The organism is Amycolatopsis sp. NPDC051071, from assembly GCF_040682875.1.
In the GTDB taxonomy this organism is placed as follows: Bacteria; Actinomycetota; Actinomycetes; order Mycobacteriales; family Pseudonocardiaceae; genus Amycolatopsis.
Genome location: NZ_JBFBBY010000060.1, coordinates 23,992 through 44,293, shown reverse-complemented (window position 1 = coordinate 44,293; position 20,302 = coordinate 23,992). Strand labels below are relative to the sequence as shown.

General features: G+C 67.7%; 20 protein-coding genes. 7 read left to right on the top strand and 13 right to left on the bottom strand.

The window, feature by feature from the left end:
• Positions 1-203: 203 nt before the first annotated feature.
• A complete protein-coding gene (locus AB0M65_RS20555) occupies positions 204-839 on the bottom strand; it encodes a hypothetical protein (RefSeq protein ID WP_364029512.1) in 636 nt (211 codons plus the stop codon).
• A gap of 92 nt (positions 840-931) precedes the next feature.
• Here AB0M65_RS20555 and AB0M65_RS20550 point away from each other — a divergent pair, with 92 nt between their 5' ends.
• Complete coding sequence (locus tag AB0M65_RS20550) at positions 932-1,897, top strand: helix-turn-helix domain-containing protein (protein WP_364029510.1); 966 nt, start codon at positions 932-934, stop codon at positions 1,895-1,897.
• A 64-nt stretch (positions 1,898-1,961) separates the two neighbouring features.
• Positions 1,962-2,951, top strand: a complete 990-nt coding sequence (locus tag AB0M65_RS20545; RefSeq protein WP_364029508.1) for an alpha/beta hydrolase — start codon at positions 1,962-1,964, stop codon at positions 2,949-2,951.
• Between the two features lie 177 nt (positions 2,952-3,128).
• Here the strand turns inward: AB0M65_RS20545 and AB0M65_RS20540 are convergent, their stop codons facing one another.
• Positions 3,129-4,082 carry a DUF6528 family protein gene (locus tag AB0M65_RS20540; protein WP_364029506.1) on the bottom strand — a complete coding sequence of 318 codons (954 nt, stop codon included), beginning with the start codon at positions 4,080-4,082 and terminating at the stop codon, positions 3,129-3,131.
• A gap of 127 nt (positions 4,083-4,209) precedes the next feature.
• Here AB0M65_RS20540 and AB0M65_RS20535 point away from each other — a divergent pair, with 127 nt between their 5' ends.
• Positions 4,210-4,497 (top strand): dsRBD fold-containing protein, encoded by a 288-nt coding sequence (locus AB0M65_RS20535; protein ID WP_364029504.1) that lies wholly within the window; start codon positions 4,210-4,212, stop codon positions 4,495-4,497.
• Positions 4,498-4,504: 7 nt separating this feature from the next.
• Here AB0M65_RS20535 and AB0M65_RS20530 read toward each other — a convergent pair whose 3' ends face one another.
• The gene (locus AB0M65_RS20530; protein WP_364029502.1) at positions 4,505-6,247 is read right to left on the bottom strand and encodes a GAF domain-containing protein; all 1,743 of its coding nucleotides are present in this window, start codon (positions 6,245-6,247) and stop codon (positions 4,505-4,507) included.
• 135 nt (positions 6,248-6,382) lie between these two features.
• Here AB0M65_RS20530 and AB0M65_RS20525 point away from each other — a divergent pair, with 135 nt between their 5' ends.
• On the top strand, positions 6,383-7,360 hold the full coding sequence (locus tag AB0M65_RS20525) for a hypothetical protein (protein WP_364029500.1): 978 nt from the start codon (positions 6,383-6,385) through the stop codon (positions 7,358-7,360).
• A gap of 16 nt (positions 7,361-7,376) precedes the next feature.
• On the opposite strand, the gene AB0M65_RS20520 is transcribed toward AB0M65_RS20525, so the two are convergent.
• Complete coding sequence (locus tag AB0M65_RS20520) at positions 7,377-8,009, bottom strand: response regulator transcription factor (protein WP_364029498.1); 633 nt, start codon at positions 8,007-8,009, stop codon at positions 7,377-7,379.
• 185 nt (positions 8,010-8,194) lie between these two features.
• On the opposite strand from AB0M65_RS20520, the gene AB0M65_RS20515 reads away from it, so the two are divergent.
• Positions 8,195-8,500 (top strand): ANTAR domain-containing protein, encoded by a 306-nt coding sequence (locus AB0M65_RS20515; protein ID WP_364029496.1) that lies wholly within the window; start codon positions 8,195-8,197, stop codon positions 8,498-8,500.
• A gap of 101 nt (positions 8,501-8,601) precedes the next feature.
• Positions 8,602-8,976, top strand: coding sequence for a response regulator transcription factor (locus AB0M65_RS20510; protein ID WP_364029516.1), 375 nt, complete (start codon positions 8,602-8,604; stop codon positions 8,974-8,976).
• Between the two features lie 5 nt (positions 8,977-8,981).
• Here AB0M65_RS20510 and AB0M65_RS20505 read toward each other — a convergent pair whose 3' ends face one another.
• From AB0M65_RS20505 to AB0M65_RS20495, 3 genes are read right to left on the bottom strand one after another with little or no spacing between them, the layout of a single operon-like run.
• Complete coding sequence (locus AB0M65_RS20505) at positions 8,982-13,451, bottom strand: HAMP domain-containing protein (protein ID WP_364029494.1); 4,470 nt, start codon at positions 13,449-13,451, stop codon at positions 8,982-8,984.
• A gap of 45 nt (positions 13,452-13,496) precedes the next feature.
• Positions 13,497-14,576 carry a PAS domain-containing sensor histidine kinase gene (locus AB0M65_RS20500; protein ID WP_364029492.1) on the bottom strand — a complete coding sequence of 360 codons (1,080 nt, stop codon included), beginning with the start codon at positions 14,574-14,576 and terminating at the stop codon, positions 13,497-13,499.
• A gap of 32 nt (positions 14,577-14,608) precedes the next feature.
• On the bottom strand, positions 14,609-15,280 hold the full coding sequence (locus AB0M65_RS20495; RefSeq protein WP_364029490.1) for a response regulator transcription factor: 672 nt from the start codon (positions 15,278-15,280) through the stop codon (positions 14,609-14,611).
• A gap of 311 nt (positions 15,281-15,591) precedes the next feature.
• Between AB0M65_RS20495 and AB0M65_RS20490 the strand changes: the two genes are divergently transcribed.
• Positions 15,592-15,900 carry a hypothetical protein gene (locus AB0M65_RS20490; protein ID WP_364029488.1) on the top strand — a complete coding sequence of 103 codons (309 nt, stop codon included), beginning with the start codon at positions 15,592-15,594 and terminating at the stop codon, positions 15,898-15,900.
• Positions 15,901-15,917: 17 nt separating this feature from the next.
• Here AB0M65_RS20490 and AB0M65_RS20485 read toward each other — a convergent pair whose 3' ends face one another.
• The 6 genes from AB0M65_RS20485 to AB0M65_RS20460 all read right to left on the bottom strand — a co-directional run bounded on the left by AB0M65_RS20485 (position 15,918) and on the right by AB0M65_RS20460 (position 20,069).
• Positions 15,918-16,487: a hypothetical protein gene (locus tag AB0M65_RS20485; protein WP_364029486.1), complete on the bottom strand. Its 570-nt coding sequence runs from the start codon at positions 16,485-16,487 to the stop codon at positions 15,918-15,920.
• A 133-nt stretch (positions 16,488-16,620) separates the two neighbouring features.
• A complete protein-coding gene (locus AB0M65_RS20480; RefSeq protein ID WP_364029484.1) occupies positions 16,621-17,307 on the bottom strand; it encodes a GAF and ANTAR domain-containing protein in 687 nt (228 codons plus the stop codon).
• Positions 17,308-17,464: 157 nt separating this feature from the next.
• Positions 17,465-18,325: a spermidine synthase gene (locus tag AB0M65_RS20475; protein WP_364029482.1), complete on the bottom strand. Its 861-nt coding sequence runs from the start codon at positions 18,323-18,325 to the stop codon at positions 17,465-17,467.
• A gap of 1 nt (position 18,326) precedes the next feature.
• Entirely contained in the window at positions 18,327-18,698 is a 372-nt protein-coding gene (gene speD / locus AB0M65_RS20470; RefSeq protein ID WP_364029480.1) for an adenosylmethionine decarboxylase, read from the bottom strand.
• Positions 18,688-19,836, bottom strand: coding sequence for a type III PLP-dependent enzyme (locus AB0M65_RS20465; RefSeq protein ID WP_364029478.1), 1,149 nt, complete (start codon positions 19,834-19,836; stop codon positions 18,688-18,690). The genes speD and AB0M65_RS20465 overlap by 11 nt, the downstream gene beginning before the upstream one ends.
• Positions 19,837-19,880: 44 nt before the next feature.
• Positions 19,881-20,069, bottom strand: a complete 189-nt coding sequence (locus tag AB0M65_RS20460) for a hypothetical protein (protein WP_364029476.1) — start codon at positions 20,067-20,069, stop codon at positions 19,881-19,883.
• Between the last annotated feature and the right edge of the window lie 233 nt (positions 20,070-20,302).

Below are 20,302 nucleotides of genomic sequence, written 5' to 3'. Positions count from 1 at the left end.
CGCTCGGTACCGGCGCCCCGTTGCTCGCCTGAGGTACAGGAAGGCCCCCTTCCTTGCGCCTAGGTACAGGAAGGGGGCCTTCACGTACCTAGGCAGGGAGACATTCACGAACTTGACCCACGATCAGCCCCGCAGTCAAATCCAGTAGCTACTCAAGACAGTCTTGGCTCTAAGGACCCAAAACACTCACGACCCCGAGTGGCTCAGGCAGGCGGCGGAAGCGGCGAGACGGACGAAATGCAGTACTTGTCGCCGCTTTCCCGCCGGACCTCCATGGTCGCGGTGAACTCGGTTTCGTAGTTCAGCGTTCCGGACATGGTCAGGACGATCAGGTCCGGACCGGCCTGCCTCGGGTCCTTCGCGGTGAGCGACGCGTTCTGATCGCCGAAGGCCTTCGCGGCCGCCCTGACCTTCTCTTTGGAGTCCGCGCAGGCGGACTCGGCGGCCTTGTCGGCCTCATCGCCGAATACCGCGAGCATGAACTTGCCTGCCAGGACCGGGCCCCAGTCGAGGCTGAGCGGCGTCTGGGTGGCACTCGCCGACGACGAGGACTTGCTGTCGCTCACCAGGAATCCGGGCGCCACGAAGGCAAGGATCACGAAGATGACCAGCACCAGCCCGCCGCCACCGGCGATGAGACCGATCATCAGGCCGTTGCCCTTCTTCGGCGGCGGCTGCTGACCCGGGAACTGCGGGCCGCCGTAGCCGGGCGGCGGATAGCCCTGCTGCGGCGGGTACTGCTGCTGGGGATAGCTCTGCTGCGGATACGGCTGCTGCCCCGGATGCGGCTGACCCCACTGCGGACCCTGCGGCCCGTGGGGACCCTGCGGATAAGACATCGGTGTTCCCTTCCCCCGGACAACGGTCGAGCGTGCGGCGAATCTACCGTTTCGCCAGTTCACCGTCCTCATCGGACTCTAGACTCGCGGACATGAAACGGCTGGTCGTCGTGATCTTCGACGGGGCGTCGCTCGGCGCGATGTCCTTCGCGTTCGGCGTCTTCGACATGGCCTCGCAGTTCGGGGAACTCCCCGGCCTCGAGATCCGGGTCGTCGGCGGTGAACCGGACGCCGCCCTGCGTGGCGGCGGCCTGACCGTCCCGGTCCCGGAGGACCTCGACGCGATCAGGGACGCGGACCTCGTGCTGGTCCCGAACTGGCGATCGCCGTCGCAGGATCCGCCGGAAGAGGCGCTGGAGGCACTGCGCACAGCGCACGCCCGGGGTGCCCGCGTGGCCGGGTTGTGCAGTGGTGCTTTCGTGCTGGCCGCGGCGGGGCTGCTCGACGGCCGCCCGGCGACCACGCATTGGGCGATGGCGCCGCTGCTCGCGGCCCGCTTCCCGGCGGTCCGGCTGGACGCGTCGGTCCTCTACATCGACGACGGCGACATCCTGACCGCGGGTGGTGGCGCCTCCGGGATGGACCTCGGCCTGCATCTGATCCGGTCTTGGTGTGGTGCCGAGGTGGCGAACCGGCTGGCCAAGGGCATGGTCGTCCCACCGCACCGGCCTGGTGGGCAAGCGCAGTACATCGAATCGCCGATGCCCGAACCCGACGAAGACGACCCGGTCTCGGAGACGATGACCTGGGCGCTCACCCGGCTGGACACCGCGCTCCCGGTCGACGAACTGGCCAGACGGGCGCTCATGAGCAGACGCAACTACGACCGCCGGTTCCGCGAGATCACCGGCGCCGCTCCCGGCCTCTGGCTCACCCACCAGCGCGTCATCCGCGCGCGGCAACTGCTCGAATCCACCTGCCTCCCGGTCGACGAGATCGCCCGGCACTGCGGGTTCTCCTCCGCCGCCGCCCTCCGGCCGCACTTCCGGCGGCAGGTCGGCGTCACCCCGATGGCTTACCGCGAGACGTTCGGCGTCCTCGAACCCATGCTGTCCTGAAACCGACGCCGGTTGGCGAAATCACCGCTCACGGCCGCCCTCGTGAACGAGCCAGTATCAAGGCATGACCGAAGACAGCCGCTCCTTCCTCAACCGCCGGTCCATGCTCACCCTCGGCGCGGGTGCCGCGGCCGCGCTGGTCGCCTCGGGTGGCGTCGCCGAGGCCGGGCAGCCGTCCGCGCCCGGCGACGCGGAACTCGCCCGATCCCTGCCCGGTGGCTTCCGCAGCGCGTACGCCCAGGTCAACGGCGTCCAGCTGCATTACGTCGCGGGTGGCCGCGGTGAGCCGCTGATTCTGCTGCCCGGCTGGCCCGAGACCTGGTGGCAGTACCGCGCGATCATGCCCACGCTGGCGAAGCGGTACCGCGTGATCGCGGTCGACCTGCGCGGCATGGGTGGCTCCGGCAAGCCGCAGAGCGGGTACGACAAGAAGACGATGGCCCGCGACATCCTCGAACTGGTCCACTCACTGGGCTACCGGCAGGCGCATATCGCCGGGCACGACATCGGCGCGATGGTCGCGTTCAGCTTTGCCGCCAACCACCCGGAGGCGACGAAGACCGTCACGCTGATGGATGTCTCGCACCCCGACGAAAGCCTGTACCAGCTCCCGATGCTGGCCCCGCCCGGACAGCCGTTCAACGTCTGGTGGTTTGCCTTCAACCAGGTCGCCACGCTGCCAGAACAGTTGCTGGCAGGCCGGTCACGACTTCTCGTCGACTGGATGTTCGACCATCTGCTGGCCGACCCGGCCTCGATCGGTGGCCGCGACCGGGCGATCTACGCCGCCGCGTACGACCGTCCGGACGCGATCCGGGCGGGCAACGGCTGGTATCAGGCGTTCGGCAAGGACATCGAGGACCAGAAGGCCTACGGGAAGATCGCCGCGCCGATGCTGGGGCTGGCGTCGGAACTGAACTACGACTACTTCACCGCGGTCCTGCCGTCCAAGGCGGTGGACGTCCGGGTGCGGAAGGTCTCCGGTTCCGGCCACTTTGTCGCCGAAGAACAGCCACGGACGGTCATCGACGAACTTCAGGCCTTCCTCGGGTGAGGCACATACCCCGAATGGGTCAAAGGCGCCCGCCGAACCGCCCAGTTCACTCGGTCAGGTGAAAGACGCCGCCAGCCGTCATTGTCGCGGCGGCATCCCCTCTTCTCTGGTGTGTCGGTACCGGCCGGGTAGCCCCCCGAACGGCCGGTACCGACACGGAACCACCGAAGTACAAGCTCAACCGATCCACCAGCGGGCCTTGTAGATCCACGCGCCGTGCAGCGCCAGCTCGGCGCGTGGAAAGGCCAGCCGGACGGTGTCCGTGCACCACGTGCAGAGATGCCCCTCCTGGATCGAAGCCGTCAGGACCTGCCCGGTCCGGGGATTCGTCGTCACACTCTTCACGTCCGGCTGGTCGATCTGCCGCGCACCCGCGTAGTGCCTGCTGAACCCGCCACTCGTCTTCCCGAACTGGTACACGGCCGATTCCGTGGTCACCCACAGCAGGTCGGGCCGATACGGAACCGGCTGGAGGTCGTGGCCGCCCTTGCTCGGCAGCGGCACGGACCGCCGCTCGGTGACCACCGGTGCGGCGGGTGTCCCGCCGACGCTCAGCGCGACCAGCGCGTGGGTGCCCAGCGCCCACAGCACGTTCCGGCCGGCGTCCCACACCACGCCGTGCGCCCCAACAAGCGGGTACTCGGCGTAGTTCGTAGAGCGCTGCCCCTGCGAAGCGGTGTAGATCCGCACCCAGCCGCCGGTACTGGCCGCGACCGCGACGTTCCCGTCCGGCAGTAGTTCGATACTGTGCGGATTCGCGGGCCCGCCGACGTTCGCCGCCCAATAAGCCTTGTCCCCAGCCGGATACGGCACGACGGCCACGAAGCCGCCGGACGCCGACGTGAGCAAGTACTTCTCGCCGTTCCGCTCGGCGAGCTTCGCGTCACTCGGGTTGCTCCACGAGCCGGCGAGGTCCGCCAGCCCGTTGGCGGAATTCGGTGCCCACGCCCAGCTGATCTTCCGATTCTGCCAGGACGCGCGGTCGGCGGGCAGCACCAGGATTCGTTTCGACGCCTGCTCGGTGATGACGATCGAGCCGCGATCGCGAGCGTCCGCCACCGCGGGCGCGGACGCCGCGAGCGAGAGACCGGCGACGAGCATCGCCACCAAGGATTTCCGCATGATCTTCATACACAGACTGAATCCGTCCCGGATGACCGGCGGATGGCGGTGAGCCGAAACCCTGATGGCCACGAGATGGGGGATTGGCCCGACCTCGCCCGGGGTATCCGGCGGGACGCGCCGATGGGGAGTCTCGATGACCGGAACGGAGCCGACGATGACCGACAACACCGGCAAATGGACCATTGACGTTTCCTTGCAGCACAGCCAATACCGCGTTCGCGCGGAAGCGTTGCTCCGGCTGGAGGACGGAGGCGAGTTCGTCGGTGTCGGAATGGCACACATCGGGCTGAGAGAGAGCGCGATCTCCCAAGTCGGCTCCTATCTCGCGGTGGCGCGGGCGCTTTCGGACCTCACCGCGGAACTGCTGGAGACCGTCGCCTCCGACGTCGACGGGGTGCTCACCGCGCTGGCCACGAACTGACCCGAGATCAACGCAAGGGGGCGGACCACTCGACCCGGGTACCGCCCTCTTCTCTTGCCTCCAAACGGAAAATGCCGCCCGCCGTCGCCGCCCTCTCGCGGAGATTCCGCAGCCCGCCGAAAATCGTGGAAGCTCCGTCGATGCCGGTCCCGTCGTCGGCGACCACGATCCGCAGGACGTTGTCCTTCACCGCGACACTCACCGAAACACTGCTCGCCGCCGCGTGCCGGACGACGTTGCCGACCATCTCCCGCACCACCGCCTCCGCGTGTTCGGCGAACGGCAGCGGGATCGAGTCGAGTGGCCCGGACAGGCTGACCGTCGGATGCGTCGAGGTGTCGTCAGTGAGTTCGGTGATCGAGTCGTAAAGGCGATGCCGTAGCCGCACGCCCCGTTCGGCCGCTTCACCGCCGTGGAGATCGAAGATCGCCGTGCGGATCTCGTGGACGATCTCGTGCATCTGGTCGATGCTCTCGCCGAGCCGCTGTCGCAGTTCCGGCGACTCCGCCTGGCGGTGCGTGCCCTGCAGGGCGAGACCGACCGCGAACAGCCGCTGGATCACGTGATCGTGCAGATCCCTGGCGATCCGGTCGCGGTCGGCCAGCACGTCGAGTTCCCTGGCGGTGCGTTGCCGCGCGGCGAGCTGGAGCGCCAGCGCGGCCTGGTCGGCGAACGACGCCACCACCGGCAGCTGCGCGAGTTCGAACGGGACCGAGCCCGGGTTCCGCACCGCCATCAGAACCCCGGACGTGCGTTCGCGCGCCCGCAGCGGCACCACCAGTGTCGGACCGAGCCGAAACTCCCCTTCGTCGCCCAGCACCAGTTCCGGCACACTGCGTGGCGTCCGGTCGCGATAGACCGCTCCCGGCAGCGACGCGGCGACGCTGATCCGCGCGCCGGTCAGCTCCGCCGATCTGGCGCCGGCACAGACCGCGACGGTCAGTTCGCCGGACTCGTCCCCGCCGTCCGGGCTGACGTCGAGCCTGCCGGAACCGGGTAGGGCGAGCAGTGTGAGGTCGGAGCCGGTCAGTTCCAGTGCCCGGCTGGCGATCAGGTTGAGCGCGTCGACCGGATCGGTGCCACCCAGCAGTTCCGTGGTCACCTCGCTGGTGGCGGCCTGCCACTGCTGGCGGACGCGGGCCTTCTCGTAAAGGTGGGCGTTCTCGATCGCGATCCCGGCCGCCGCGGCGAGCGCCTGCACGACGACCTCGTCGTCGTCGGTGAAACTCTCGCCTTGTTTTTCGGTGAGGTAGAGGTTCCCGAACACCTCGTCGCGCACCCGGATCGGCACTCCGAGGAACGAGCGCATCGGCGGATGACACGGCGGGAACCCGACCGACGCGGGATGCCGGGAGATGTCGGCCAGCCGCACCGGTTTCGCCTCGTCGATGACGAAACCCAGCAGTCCGTGGCCCTTCGGCAGACGCCCGATCCGCTGTTCGGTCTCGCCGTCGATGCCGAGATAGACGAACTCGGCGAGCGAACCGTCGTCCGCGATCACCCCGAGCGCGCCGTAGCCCGCCTCGGCGAGGTCGATCGCGGCCCGCACGATGCGGCGCAGCGTCGCGTCCAGTTCCAGTCCGGACGCGACGGCGAGCACCGCTTCGAGCAGGCCGTCCATCTTGTCGCGGGTGCCGATGAGCCGTTCGATGCGGTCCTGGAGGTCCCGCAGCACTTCGCGAACCCTCACCTGGGACAGCGCGCCGGTGTTCCGGTCGTCACTTCCGCCGAACCGGCCCTGAGCCGACATCGTGCTCCGCCTCCGAAGATCGGGACGACTCGCGGCCGTGGGGACTTTCTCCTCTTCCGGCACCGCACCGCAGGCGGGACCGTCTCACCGAGACACCTACCTGCAACGCCCTTGGCGCGGCGGCGAGGGGAAACCATGACCATACAAGTCACCAAGGTCGGGCGCTTGAACTCCGATCAGGTGAATTGCGTCCTCCGGTCGGCCATGCTGGCCCCGTCGACGCACAACACCCAGCCATGGCTCTTCCGGTGCACCTCCACCGGGATCGAACTCCACGCCGATCCGCGCCGTATGTTACCGGTCACGGATCCGGACGGGCGGGAGCTCGTCATCTCGTGCGGCGCCGCCCTCTTCACTCTCCGGACAGCGATCCACGCGTTGGGGTTCCATCCCGCGACCACCCTGATGCCGAGCCGCGCCGACCCCGACCTGCTGGCCGTCGTCCGCCCGCTCGCCGAACGCACCCCCGATCCGAAGGTCGTCCGGCTCGCGCGGGCCATCCCCCGCCGCCGGACCAATCGAAGACCGTTCCTGCCCACGGCCATCCCGCGGTCCACCCTCACCAAGCTGCGCCACGCCACCGAACTCGAACACGCGTGGCTGCCGAGCCTCGACGCCGTCCAGTGCCGCCATTTGCGTGATCTCTCCGCCAGCGCACGGCTGGACCAGCTCGCCGATCCGGCCTTCGTCGCCGAACTCGGCCGTTGGACGCACCGGGGCGGCGAGGTCCGCGACGGTGTGCCGTCCTACGCGACCGACGGCTCCCCCACGGACGAAGGCTGGCTGCTGGAGGAGTTCGGGACCGACGGCGACGGCTCTCGGCCGGACCCACTGGTGGTGGTGATCGGCTCGTTCTCCGACGGACGCCTCGACCGGTTGCAGGTCGGCCAGGCCTTGCAGCGGGTTCTGCTCACGGCGACCGGCGCGGGGCTGGACACGTCGTTCATCTCGCCGCCGGTACTGGTCCCCTCGGCACGCGCCGAATTTCGCCGTCTCCTCGGCTGCGGGGTGTGGCCACAGGTCCTGCTCCGCGTCGGCCACGGCGCACCCCTGCCGTGGACGCCACGCCGCCCGCTCGAAGACGTCCTGCTCGAAACACTCGTCTCCGCCTGACCGCTTGAGGGCGACCTCAAGGACGCCGGAGCTCCGTGGCCAGTACGGCCGCCTGGGTACGCCGCTGCATCCCGAGTTTCGTCAGCAGCCGCGACACGTAGTTCTTGACCGTCTTCTCGGCCAGGAACATCCGCTCGGCGATCTGCCGGTTGGTCAGTCCCTCGCCGATCAACTCCAGCAAGGTGCGTTCCTGCTCCGAAAGCCCGGCGAGCGGGCCCTTCTTCGCCGCGTCGTCACGGAACTTCGCCATCAGCGTCGCGGCGGCGCGCGCGTCCAGCAACGACCGGCCGGCGCCGACCTCCTTGACCGCGGCCACCAGGTCCATCCCCCGGATGTCCTTGATGACGTAACCGCTCGCGCCTGCCATGATCGCGTCCAGCATCGCCTGCTCGTCGGTGTAGGACGTGAGCATCAGGCATTTCAGTTCGGGCATCTTCGAGCGCAGCTCGCGCGCGAGTTCGACGCCGTTGCCATCCGGGAGCCGCACGTCGAGCACCGCGACGTCCGGCCGCATAGCCGGAATCCGCGCCAGTGCCTGGGAAAACGTCGCCGCCTGGCCGACAACGCACAGACCGGCGTCCTCTTCGAGCATGTCCGCGACCCCACGGCGGACCACCTCGTGGTCGTCGACCAGAAACACCCGGAGCATTCGGACCTCCACGGTTTCCCTCCTCGGCACCGAGGGTACGGTGCACGACCGGTCACTGCGACCGGCCAAAGGGCCCTGTTTGCCGCCCGTTCGAGTGCCCGCCGTCGGGACCAGGTTCATTTGCATCATTCGAGTCAGGACGTTCTCTTCTTCCGGGGATCCACCGTCGCTGCCACGATCGCCCCATGTCCGAGAGCACGCTTTCGCCGGCTTCCTCGTCCGGCGCCCCAGACCCGGCCGACGAGCTTGTCACCCTGCGCGATCGCGTCCGTCTCTACCGGGCCAAGGCCGAACAACTCCAATACGCCTTGGATCATCGGCTCCCCATCGAACAGGCGAAGGGGGTTCTCGCCGAGCGATACCAGATCGACATCGATTCGGCGTTCGAACTACTGCGCTCGTTCTGCCGTAACAACAACATGAAGATCCATGACGTCGCGAGGACACTCGTCGAGCAGACAAGCGAGGGCGCCGGCCGGGTCTCTTGCTGAGTCACGCCATGCTCGGCGGGGGGCCCGCGACCACCACCGGCGCCGCAGACACCGCGGGCACGGACTTGGTCATGAACCGAACGCAGCCCCCCAGACTCCGGGTGCTAGTAGCGGACGACAACCCGGTCATCGGTGACGCCCTGCGCGCCCTACTGGAGACCGAGCCCGACATCGAGGTGGTCGCCATCGCGCTCAACGCGGGCGAAGCGGTCGCGCTCGCGGAGTCGCTGGTACCGGAGGTCGCCGTCCTGGACGTCCGGATCCCCGGCGGAGGCGGCGCCTGGATGGCAAGGGAGATCCGGCGGCGTGTACCCCACACCCGGCTGATGGCGTTCTCCGCGCACAGCGACACCCGGTCCATCGCCCAGATGGCGTCCGCCGGTGTCACCGAGTACCTCGTCAAGGGAAGCCCCAACACCGAGATCATCGCCGCCATCCGCCGTCTGTGCGCGAACAGCGCCAACGGGACGGCGTAGGCCGCTCAATCCGAAAGCCAGCGCTCCATGCAGGCCAGCAGTTCCGCCGTGTTCACGGGTTTCGTGACGTAGTCGCTCGCCCCGGCGGCGAGACTCTTCTCGCGGTCTCCTTCCATCGCCTTCGCCGTCACCGTGATGATCGGCAGCCCGGCGAACTTCGGCATCTCGCGGATCGCCGCCGTCGTCGCGTAGCCGTCCATCTCCGGCATCATCACGTCCATCAGGATGAGGTCGATGCCGTCGTCGGACAGCAGTTCGTCGATCCCTTTGCGCCCGTTGGGGGCGTGCACGACCGACAGCCCGTGCAGTTCGAGCATCCCGGCGATCGCGAACACGTTGCGGGCGTCGTCGTCGACGAGCAGGACCTTGCGCCCTTCCAGCCGCCTCGGTGTGACAGGCCGGTCGGCGACCTCCGCCGTCGCCTCGGGGGTCACCGGAGGCCCTTCGGGTTGGTGCATCAGCGGCAGGATGCCTTCGAGTTCGCTCGCCGAGATGTGCAGCATGATGCGTTCCCGCAGCATGTCCAGTGACGGCAGCAGTTCGACGGGGTGCACCCGCGCGTGCCCCTGCAGCAGCCGGTCCTGCGCCGCGCTGAGCTTGCGGCTCGCGTGCGCCAGCACCGGGACCTCGACCGGATCCGGCCCTTCGACCAGGCGTTTGAGGAACGTCAGCGCGCTCGTGCCGGGAATGCTGGTGTCGAGTACGACGCAGCGGTAGCTGTCGCGTTTCAGTTCCTCGAACGCCTCGGCCGGATTGGCGACGGCACGGACGTGGACCGAACCGTGGCTGTCGGCGACATCGGCGGCGACGCCGCGGGCGAGCAGGGTCAGCAGGCTGTTCTGTTCGCTTTCCACCACCAAAACCCGGCGTTCCGCCCCGTTCGCCCCGACATTGTCCAAAATGGACTCTCCCGCCGCCGCGGCCGCGGTGAACCGGGCCACCGGCAGGTAGAGGGTGAAGGTGCTGCCGGTGCCCAGCACGCTGTCCGCCCGGATCTCACCGCCGAGCAGGTAGGCGACCTCACGGCTGATCGAGAGGCCGAGGCCGGTCCCGCCGTATTTACGGCTGGTGGTGCCGTCGGCCTGCTGGAACGCGCCGAAGATCGACTCCAGGTTCTCCTCCGCGATCCCGATCCCGGTGTCGATCACGCTGAACGCGACCAGGGTCTCGTGGCCGTCCGCCGATGGCGAAACGATCGTGTCGACCAGTTTGACCCGCAGTTCGACGCTGCCGTCTTCGGTGAACTTGACCGCGTTCGACAGCAGGTTCCGCAGTACCTGCCGCAGCCGCTGCTCGTCGGTGAACAGCAGTTCCGGCACGTTCGGCTCCACCGTCACCTGGAAGTCCAGGCCCTTCTCGGCGGTCAGCGGGCGGAACGTCGTGCCGACGTAGTCGAGCAGCTGACGCAGCGGGAACGGCTCGTGGTGGATGTCCATCTTGCCCGCCTCGACCTTCGACAGGTCGAGGATGTCGTTGATCAGCTGCAGCAGATCCGTACCCGCCGACTGGATGACCTTGGCGAACTCGACTTGTTTCGGCGTCAGGTTCTGGGTCGAGTTCTGTGACAGGACACCGGCGAGGATCAGCAGGCTGGTCAGCGGCGTCCGCAGTTCGTGCGACATGTTGGCGAGGAACTCGGACTTGTACTTCGACGCCAGCGCCAGCTGCCGCGCGCGTTCTTCGATCTCCTGCCGCGCCTGCTCGATCTCGAAGTTCTTCACCTCGATGTCGCGGTTCTGCTGTGCCAGCAGTTCGGCCTTCTCCTCCAGTTCGGCGTTGGACACCTGAAGTTTCGCCTGCTGTGCCTGGAGTTCTTCGGAACGGGCCTGCAGTTCCTCGGCCAGCCGCTGGGATTCCTCGAGCAGGGAGTCGGTCCGCGCGTTGGCGATGATGGTGTTGACGTTGACGCCGATGGTCTCCATCAGCTGTTCGAGGAAATCCTTGCGGACGGCGGTGAATTCACCGAACGACGCCAGCTCGATCACGCCGAGCACCTGATCCTCGAAGATGATCGGCAGCACGATCAAGTTCACCGGCGGCGCGGAACCGAGGCTGGAGGAAATCCGCACGAAGCCCGGCGGTGTCCGGTCGACGACGATCGCCTTCTTCGTCTGGGCCGCCTGCCCGATGAGCGACTGACCCATCGCGAACTCCACCGGGATGTCCACGTCCTCGCTGTGCCCGTAGCTCGTGATCAGCCTCAGTTTGGTCCCGTTCTCGCTCGCCTCGGTGAGGAAGAACGTGCCGTGCTGCGCGCCGACCAGCGGGGTCAGGTAGTTCATGATGAGCGAAGCCACCACTCGCAGGTCCCGGTGTCCCTGCATCAGGCCGGAGATCCGCGCGAGGTTGCTGTTGAGCCAGTCCTGTTCCTCGTTCGCCCGCGTCGTCTCACGCAGCGACTGGACCATCGCGTTGATGTTGTCCTTCAGCTCGGCGACCTCGCCCTGCGCCTCGACGGAGATCGACCGGGTGAGGTCGCCGGTCGCGACCGCGCTGGTCACCTCGGCGATCGCCCGCACCTGGCGGGTGAGGTTCCCGGCGAGTTCGTTGACGTTCTCGGTGAGCCGTTTCCAGGTGCCCGAAACGCCTTCGACCTCCGCCTGGCCACCAAGACGTCCTTCGCTGCCGACCTCACGCGCGACGCGGGTGACCTCGGCGGCGAACGCGGACAGCTGATCCACCATCGTGTTGATGGTGGTCTTGAGTTCCAGGATCTCGCCCCGCGCGTCGACGTCGATCTTGCGGGACAGGTCGCCCTGCGCCACGGCGGTGGTCACCTGGGCGATGTTGCGGACCTGGCCGGTGAGGTTGTTCGCCATCGAGTTGACGTTGTCGGTGAGGTCCTTCCAGGTGCCGGCGACGTTCGGCACACGCGCCTGCCCGCCGAGGATGCCTTCGGTGCCGACCTCGCGCGCCACGCGGGTGACCTCGTCCGCGAACGCGGACAGCGTGTCGACCATCGTGTTGATCGTCTGTGCGAGCGCGGCGACCTCGCCCTTGGCCTCGACGGTGATCTTCTGCGACAGATCGCCGCGAGCCACCGCGGTCGCGACCTGGGCGATGGAGCGGACCTGATCGGTGAGGTTGTCGGCCATGACGTTCACCGACTCGGTCAGGCCCTTCCACGTGCCCGACACACCCTTCACATCCGCCTGACCACCCAGCCGCCCTTCCGTGCCGACCTCGCGTGCGACACGCGTGACCTCGTCCGCGAACGACGACAGCTGGCCGACCATCGTGTTGATCGTGTCCTTGAGTTCCAGGATCTCGCCCCGCGCGTCGACGCGGATCTTCTGTGAGAGATCGCCTTTCGCGACCGCTGTGGTGACTTCGGCGATCGAGCGGACCTGATCGGTCAGATTGTCGGCCATGACGTTCACCGACTCCGTCAGGCCCTTCCACGTGCCCGACACACCCTTCACATCCGCCTGACCACCCAGCCGCCCTTCCGTGCCGACCTCGCGTGCGACACGCGTGACCTCGTCCGCGAACGACGACAACTGATCGACCATCGTGTTGATCGTGTTCTTCAGTTCGAGGATCTCACCCCGCGCGTCCACCGTGATCTTCTGCGACAGATCGCCCTTCGCCACCGCCGTCGCCACCTGCGCGATGGAGCGCACCTGCGCGGTGAGGTTGCCCGCCATGAAGTTCACCGACGTCGTCAGATCCCGCCACGTCCCGGCCACCCCGGGAACCTGGGCCTGGCCGCCGAGCGCGCCTTCGGTACCGACCTCGCGCGCCACTCGGGTGACCTCGTCCGCGAACGACGACAGCTGATCGACCATCGTGTTAATCGTGTTTTTCAGTTCGAGGATCTCACCCCGCGCGTCCACCGTGATCTTCTGCGACAAGTCGCCTTTCGCCACCGCGGTGGTCACTTCGGCGATCGAACGAACCTGATCCGTGAGGTTGCCCGCCATGAAGTTCACCGACGTCGTCAGATCCCGCCACGTCCCGGCCACCCCGGGAACCTCCGCCTGCCCGCCAAGACGTCCCTCGCTGCCCACCTCACGCGCGACCCGGGTGACCTCATCGGCGAACGACGACAACTGATCCACCATCGTGTTGATCGTGTTCTTCAGTTCGAGCATCTCGCCTTTGACGTCGACGGTGATCTTCTGCGACAGATCACCTTTCGCCACCGCCGTCGCGACCTCGGCGATGTCGCGGACCTGGCCGGTCAGATTGCCCGCCATCGCGTTCACCGAGTCGGTGAGGTCCTTCCAGGTGCCCGAAACCGAAGGCACCGCGGCCTGGCCGCCGAGCTTGCCGTCCGTCCCGACCTCGCGCGCGACGCGGGTGACTTCGGAGGTGAACAGCGCCAGCTGGTCGACCATCCCGTTGAACACCACCGCCATTTCGCCCATCAGGACGTCGTCCACCTGGGGCAGCCTGGTGCTGAAATCGCCGTCACGGACGGCTTTCAGCCCTTCCAACAGCCTCTGGAGACCCTCGTCGTCGAGTGCCGGCATCGAGGTGTCTCCTTTGTTCGGGGTTCCCCGGGTCCGGGGGAACCGTCAGCGCCGGATGGGTCCGGTTCCGGCGAGCGGGATCCAGAAATCCACCGACGTGCCGGTACCCGGCTTACTGGAAACCCTGAACCAGCCTTGCGCCGCCTCGGCGCGTTCGCGCATCGATGCCATTCCGATGTGCTCACCCGACACCACGTCGTACGTGCTGGGGCCGCTTCCCTTCATTCCTTTCCCGTTGTCGGCCACCTTTCCCAGCAGCCCGCCGTCGGATCCGGTCAGTGAGACCGTGACCGTGGTGGCGTCGGCATGTTTGCGCACGTTCACCAGAGCTTCCTGAATGATCCGGAACGCGGTGAGGACGAGTTCCGGTGGTGGTTTCGCGGTGAAATCGTGGTCCAGCGCGCAGTCCAGTCCCCAGCCCGCGACGACCTCGTCGAGGTAGTCCCGGACGGACTCCACGAGGTCCTCGTCGTTCAACGCCGGCGGCCTCAACTGGGCGACCAGGATCCGTAACCGCCGGATGGCGCCTTGGATCGCTTCGTCGAGTTGCATCATCGCGGAATCGCGCCGTTGCGCGGCGAGCATCTGCATGCGCATGCTCACCGCGATCATCGATTGAATGGAATCGTCGTGAACATCCCACGCGATACGACGGCGTTCGGTTTCCTGTGCCCTGACCAAATGGGCGAAAGCCTGCCGCCGCCCGTTTCTTTCCTGTTCCGTTCTCCGGCGTTCGGTGAGGTCGCGGGTCACCTTGCCGAAACCGACGAGTTCCCCGCGCCGGTCGCGCAGCGCGGTGAGCACGGTGTTGGCCCAGAACCGTTCCCCGCCGCGCCGCACACGCCAGCCCTCGTCTTCGTGGCTGCCCACCTCGGCCGCGATGAGCAGTTCCGCGGCGGGCTTCCCGTCGGCGACGTCGTCCTCGGTGTAGAAGACGGCGAACGGACGGCCGAGGATCTCTTGTTCGGAATACCCCTTGATCCGTTCCGCGCCGGGGTTCCAGCTGATCACGTTGCCGTCGACGTCCAGCATGTAAATGGCGTAGTCGACGACGCTGTGCACGAACAACTCGAAGAGCACAGCATTGCGATGATCAGGCGCCGGGTCCGATGGCAGCTTGGCCATACTGCAGCTTGGCACCCCGTGGCGCCTCGGCGCTACGGCCGTTCGAGGAGGCCATTCCGGCGGGCGTGCGCCACCGCTTCGAGTTTCGAATGGGTGCCGGTCTTCACCAGTATCCGCTGCACGTGATTCCGCACGGTATTGCGCGAGAGCCGTAACTCCTCGGCGATCCGGTCGGTTCCCGCGCCGTCGGCGACCAGGTCGAGGACCTGCCGTTCCCGCAGCGTCAGCACCGGTCCGAGCGCACCGGAACTCCCGGCCAGCATGGCCAGCGCGCCGCTGAGCAACTCCGGGTCGATGACGACGTCACCGGCGGCGACGGTGCGGATCGCGGTGATCAGCTCGTCGAGGAGACCCGATTTCAGCAGCAGCCCGGCTCCACCGACCTCCAGGATCCTGGCGACGATGGCGCTGTTCGCGTCACCGGTCAGCACGAGCACCCGGCTCGACGGCGAAACACCACGCAGCCTGGCGATCGCCTCGATCCCGTCCCCGTCAGGCAGCCGCCGGTCGAGCAGGACGATGTCGGGCCGGTGCGCGGCGGCCGCGATCAACCCGTCCGTGAGGGACTCCACCGAAGCCACCAGGTCGATTTCGGGGAACTCCTCGAAGGCCGCGCCGAGAGCCTCGGCCACCATCTTGTGGTCCTCGACGAGCAGCACCCTGATCGGGGCCGCGGCCGGGGGCATGGGCTGCGGGTTCGGCATGCACCTTCTCCGTCGATCGTGGTCCCGCCACCGGAACCGGCGGCCGTCCGCGGACAGCCTGCGCCCTCGGCGCCACGCGGGCACAGGGCATGAAGTCCTTTTCCCAGAAGGAGAGACGGCCATTATCCCACCGCTTGCCGACGGCCCACCGTTTCGACGCCAACCCGTGACACGCCGTACACATCCGGGTACCGAGTGGGGTCTTTGTGCCCTCGATGCCACTACCTTCGGCGGTGACCGGGCCACCCCGCGATACCGCATCGTCGAAGAAGGCAAGCTCCGGACCGTCGCACGGGAAGGGTGACCGGGACGTGACCACGAGGATCTGCGAGATCGACCGCCGTTCCGGTAGGACCATCCGCCGTCACGGCGCCGCTCTCCGGACACTGCTCGCCGTCGAACTCGAAACGCTGCCACGAGTCGCGGTGAAACCCGAGGCGTCTGCTTCCCGTGGTTCCCTGCTCGACGACGTGCTGTCCGTCCTCCGCCACCGCGACGATGCCGCCACTCCGGCGGACGACGGCGCGCGAGCGAGCCGCCGGTACCGCTTCCCGCGGTGGACCGTGCGGGACAGGCGGATCCAGCGGCTGCGTGGCTGGCTCGGCGGCGCGCCCGGTTAAGCGGGGTCGGACGCCGGTCAGACCGGCCGCCACCGCCCGATGTCGGCCTCCATCGGCACGATCCGGGTCAGCGACGAGCGGATCTTCAGTTCCGTCGCCCGGTCACGGCCGCGGGTCCCGCGTGGCGCGTACGGGTAGAAGGTGCCGCGCTCCCGGCGGAAGACCATCATCAGCGTCGGATGACGCATGTCCCGCACTTCGGCGAAGCTGATCGTCGTATGCATCAGCCAGGACACGAACCCGGCCTGCGCCAGCCGGTCGTTGACGTCGACGAGGTCCTCGAGCAGCCAGCCGAGGTCACCGTTCTCCCGCCAGCAGCGCACGATCGTCCGCCCGAGCGCGTCGTGGATGACCACGTTGCGGCGGACGGAATCCCCGGCGAGTCCCGCGATGATCTCCGCGTCCGTGCCCTCACCTGGACGGCCCTCGGCGACGAAGCACACTGTCCCCACCCCGGTCGGTGCGAGCCCGTACCCCGACCGCAGTGTCAAGGCCGCCGACCTCAACTCCAGCAGCGGAAGCAGACTCGGCCGTACCGAACGGTTCCTCCCCCGCAGACTTCCCAGCAACGCCATGATTTCACGCATCCTCTCTGCGTGAAGCCTTTCCGAAATCGGAGACCCGTCGTAGGGCCGCACGGTCACGCGTTCACCGGGACAAGTCCCGGGTTCCGGTGACCAAGGACCCTACCGGCAACTGCCGCCTGAGGATCGGCAGTTGTCACCGCACCCGGCGGCGAAGGAATTCCTCGGTGTCCAGCGCCCCGTCGACGACCCCGTGTGCCACATCGGCGAGCTTTCGGTTGGTACTGCGGGCGAAGGCCCGCATGCGCTGGAAGGCCGCGCTCACGCTGACACCGGAGCGTTCGGCGAGGACGCCTTTCGCCTGTTCGATGATGATCCGGCTGTCGAGCGCGGTCTGCAACTGCTCCGAAAGCGTCCGGTAGTGCCGCAGTTCCCGTTGCTGGACAAGGCACAGGGACGCGACGTCGGCCAAGGCCTGACCCAGCCGCCGGTCTTCAGTGCTCAAGACCGCGGATCGAGTGCTCAGAAAGGTGATGGCACCGACGATTTCGTCTTCAGCACGCATCGGGAGCGCCGAAACCGCGGCATAGCCCAATCCCGCCATCCGGTCGACATAGCCGGGCCAGCGGGAGACGGCGGACGACAGATCGCCGACGGCGATGTCCCGCCCGGTTTCGAACGACTCCAGCGCGGGGCCTTCCTCCGTCACGGCCGGATACCGCTCCAGCTTCAAGCCGGGAAGGAAGACCTCCATCGAATCGATCGGCAGCAGGCGCACACATTCGCTGGACAGCGTGTCCACGACCCGGTCCGGCCCGAGATCCTCGGTGATACTGGCGGTCAGGCTCGCGAACGCCGCGTACACGGCGGATTCCCGGCCCACTCGGAGTTCTGCGCGTCGTTCTGTGCGCCGGCTGTTCACCAAGGCGATTCTGGTCCGCCCGCGGGCAGCGGGGCAACGACCAGATGGAGGATCCTCTACTTGTGACCTCGCAATACTGCGACCGGGTGATGTCGGCACGATCCCGAAACGTCGGACGTCAGTGCCGTCGCAAGGAAATCGGGGGCACCGTGTTCCCCCTCAGCGTCTCACCGTCCATAGTGGACTGGCCGAAGCCCGCCTTGCCGATCCTTTCCGCGACGAGCGCACCCGGATCGTCGAGAGTTTCGGCCCTGCCACTCAGGAAGGCCCATTCGTGCTCGTCCGAGCCGTAGTAGAGAACGGTTCCGAACGACTCGGTGAACCGGCGCCAGGACGAGATCAACGTCTGGTTGCGCCACAGCGTCGGGCAGCCTGCCTGACAACCGACCACTCCCCCGTCGGTGAGCAGCGCCGCGCACCGGGCCAGGAAATCAGGGCCGTAAAGCCGATTGTGCTGCGCCTGGGGATCCTCGTTCTCGTCCGGCAGGTCGATGACGACGACGTCGTACCGATCGCCGCGCTCCCGCGCTTCGGCGAGGAACTCCCAGCCGTCGCGGTAGTGGACGCGGATCTTCCCGTCCCGGCGCTCGGCGCGGGCCAGTTCGTCGAGTGTGTAGCCGTAGGGAAGGTGCTCGGCGCAGACCCGGACCGCCTCGGCGTCGATGTCGACGTGGTCGACCACCTCTGCCCCCGCCGCCACCGCGAGCTCGGACGCGACGCCTTCACTTGACCCGATGATCAGCACCCGCTCGACACGTTCGGCGAGCAGCAGCGAGGGAATCATCAGCGCCTCGTGGTAGACGAGCTGGCTCAGCTCGGTGCTCTGCCGTTCGTCGTCACAGAACAGGGAGATCCCCTGTTCGGTCCGTCCGATGAGGACGTTCTGGAAGGCGGTGCGGCCTTCGAACAGCACCTCCTCGACGTCCCAGACCCTGGTGAGCCCGGGTCCCATCGGCTCGACGATCCGCCGCTGCGCCATTTCAGCCTTCCCCTCGTTCCACAGTGGACATCCGGACGGTGACGGCGCCCAGCAGCTTCGCCAGCAGCGTGACCGCGCGTTCCGGATCGGCCCGGTCACCGCAGGTGAACACGTCCACGAACACCGAGCCGATCTCCGGATAGGTGTGCACGGACGCGTGCGACTCGGCCAGCAACGCGAGCACCGTGACCCCTTGCGGCGCGAAGGCATGCGAAACGACCTCGCAGACCGTCGCCCCCGCCTCGGTGACGGCGTTCGCGAGGGTCTTCTTCAGGAACACGGGATCGTCGAGCAGTGACGGCTCGATTCCCTCGAACTCCGCGAGCACGTGGCGGCCGGCGAACCGGCCGACGAGCGGTACTTCACCCTGCATCGGCGAACCTCCCCACACAATAGGTGCGCAACGGCTCGATCCCGTTGAAGGCGACGGACGAATAGCTGGCGGTGTAGGCACCGGTGCCCGGGATGTCCAGCCGATCGCCCGCCTTCAGCGACATCGGCAGCGCATACGGCGTCCGCTGGTACAGCACGTCGTCACCATCGCAGGTCGGCCCCGCGAGGACCACCGGTCCTTGCGGACCTTTAACGCCGACGGGTTCGAGCCGATATGCGACAGCTTCGTTCTCGCACTCCGCCATTCCGTTGTACCTGCCGACGTCGAGGTAGACCCAGCGGCGTTCGTCGGCGGCGGCACGCGTGGTCACCAGGACGACCTCCGTCCTGATCAGACCGGCGTCGGCGACGATCACGCGTCCCGGTTCGAGGAGCAGTTCCGGGCGCGGCGCCGGCAGGTGTTCTTCGAGCGCGGCGTGGATCACCGCCGCGTAGCCCGTCAAGGGCGGCACCGGCTCCCGATGCGTGGTGGCGAACCCACCGCCGATGTTGAGCCGCGCCAAGGCGACCCCGGCGTCGGCGGCCACCTTGGCGGCGGTCGCGATCCCGATCTCCCAGGCGGCCGGATCCGGTTGCTGCGAACCGACGTGGAAGGCGATCCCCGGCCGCAACCCGGCTTCCACGGCCTGGCGGAGCAGGGCGGCCGCCACCGACGGCTCACAGCCGAACTTGTGGCCGAACGGCGTGACCGAATCCGGGCCGCCGGGCAGCAACCGGACCGAAACCAGCGAACCGGGCGCGTGTTCGGCGATATTCGCCAAGTCATCGGCGGAGTCCGTGCTGAATTCACGGACTCCGCGCGTGTACGCGAAAGCGATGTCCGCCGGTTTCTTGATCGTGTTGCCGTAGGCCAGTTCCGCGGCTTCCACACCCCGGGACAGGCACAGCTCGATCTCGCCGGTACCCGCGACGTCGAACCCCGCACCCGTCGACAGGACCGCGTCGAGCACCTCGGGGACGGGATTCGCCTTGACCGCGTACCGGATCACCGCACCGGGGAACGCCGCCGAAACCGCGGCCGCCCGCTCCGCGACCAGGTCGGTGTCCACGACCAGGCACGGCGTCGGCGGCTCGCGGCCGTCCAGGAAGGCGCGGATCCGGTTCAGGCTTTCGGTCACGTGCCCCAGGGTGTCAAAGGGCGATCACCGGGGCGGCACCCGGGTCACGCCCTGGCGTCGTCCGAGGCCTGCTCAGGCAGCTCCACGCCGTGTTCGGCGGCCAGCCGCTCCAGGTTGGCCAGATCGGCGCCGACGGCATGGGCCCGATCCTCGTCCGACTCCTGCCTGGCGTTCCGGACGTCTTCCCTCGCCTGCCGTACCCGGTCCCGCAGATTCACCGCGAACTCGCTCATCGTGCACCCCCGATCTCCCGCACCTTGTCTGCCTTCACCCTAGGACCCTCCGAATTCGTCACCCACGTGATCTGCGTCATCACGCACTCGTCCGTGGTCTGCGTTCGTGGCGAAGTGAAGCAGTATGACGGCAAGAGCGGCGTTCCGCAGATCTGCGGAGGCCGACTTTTTCACCGGCGCCCGCGCACCCGCGGTGACGGTACCTGTCGAGACCATTGTGGACAGTGCTCTCC

Excerpts from the sequence above, each read along its gene's own strand:
- AB0M65_RS20555 (WP_364029512.1), bottom strand. The coding sequence starts at position 839 with ATGTCTTATCCGCAGGGTCCCCACGGGCCGCAGGGTCCGCAGTGGGGT.
- AB0M65_RS20550 (WP_364029510.1), top strand. The coding sequence starts at position 932 with ATGAAACGGCTGGTCGTCGTGATCTTCGACGGGGCGTCGCTCGGCGCG.
- AB0M65_RS20545 (WP_364029508.1), top strand. The coding sequence starts at position 1,962 with ATGACCGAAGACAGCCGCTCCTTCCTCAACCGCCGGTCCATGCTCACC.
- AB0M65_RS20540 (WP_364029506.1), bottom strand. The coding sequence starts at position 4,082 with ATGAAGATCATGCGGAAATCCTTGGTGGCGATGCTCGTCGCCGGTCTC.
- AB0M65_RS20535 (WP_364029504.1), top strand. The coding sequence starts at position 4,210 with ATGACCGGAACGGAGCCGACGATGACCGACAACACCGGCAAATGGACC.
- AB0M65_RS20530 (WP_364029502.1), bottom strand. The coding sequence starts at position 6,247 with ATGTCGGCTCAGGGCCGGTTCGGCGGAAGTGACGACCGGAACACCGGC.
- AB0M65_RS20525 (WP_364029500.1), top strand. The coding sequence starts at position 6,383 with ATGACCATACAAGTCACCAAGGTCGGGCGCTTGAACTCCGATCAGGTG.
- AB0M65_RS20520 (WP_364029498.1), bottom strand. The coding sequence starts at position 8,009 with ATGCTCCGGGTGTTTCTGGTCGACGACCACGAGGTGGTCCGCCGTGGG.
- AB0M65_RS20515 (WP_364029496.1), top strand. The coding sequence starts at position 8,195 with ATGTCCGAGAGCACGCTTTCGCCGGCTTCCTCGTCCGGCGCCCCAGAC.
- AB0M65_RS20505 (WP_364029494.1), bottom strand. The coding sequence starts at position 13,451 with ATGCCGGCACTCGACGACGAGGGTCTCCAGAGGCTGTTGGAAGGGCTG.
- AB0M65_RS20500 (WP_364029492.1), bottom strand. The coding sequence starts at position 14,576 with ATGGCCAAGCTGCCATCGGACCCGGCGCCTGATCATCGCAATGCTGTG.
- AB0M65_RS20495 (WP_364029490.1), bottom strand. The coding sequence starts at position 15,280 with ATGCCGAACCCGCAGCCCATGCCCCCGGCCGCGGCCCCGATCAGGGTG.
- AB0M65_RS20485 (WP_364029486.1), bottom strand. The coding sequence starts at position 16,487 with ATGCGTGAAATCATGGCGTTGCTGGGAAGTCTGCGGGGGAGGAACCGT.
- AB0M65_RS20475 (WP_364029482.1), bottom strand. The coding sequence starts at position 18,325 with ATGGCGCAGCGGCGGATCGTCGAGCCGATGGGACCCGGGCTCACCAGG.
- speD (WP_364029480.1), bottom strand. The coding sequence starts at position 18,698 with ATGCAGGGTGAAGTACCGCTCGTCGGCCGGTTCGCCGGCCGCCACGTG.
- AB0M65_RS20460 (WP_364029476.1), bottom strand. The coding sequence starts at position 20,069 with ATGAGCGAGTTCGCGGTGAATCTGCGGGACCGGGTACGGCAGGCGAGG.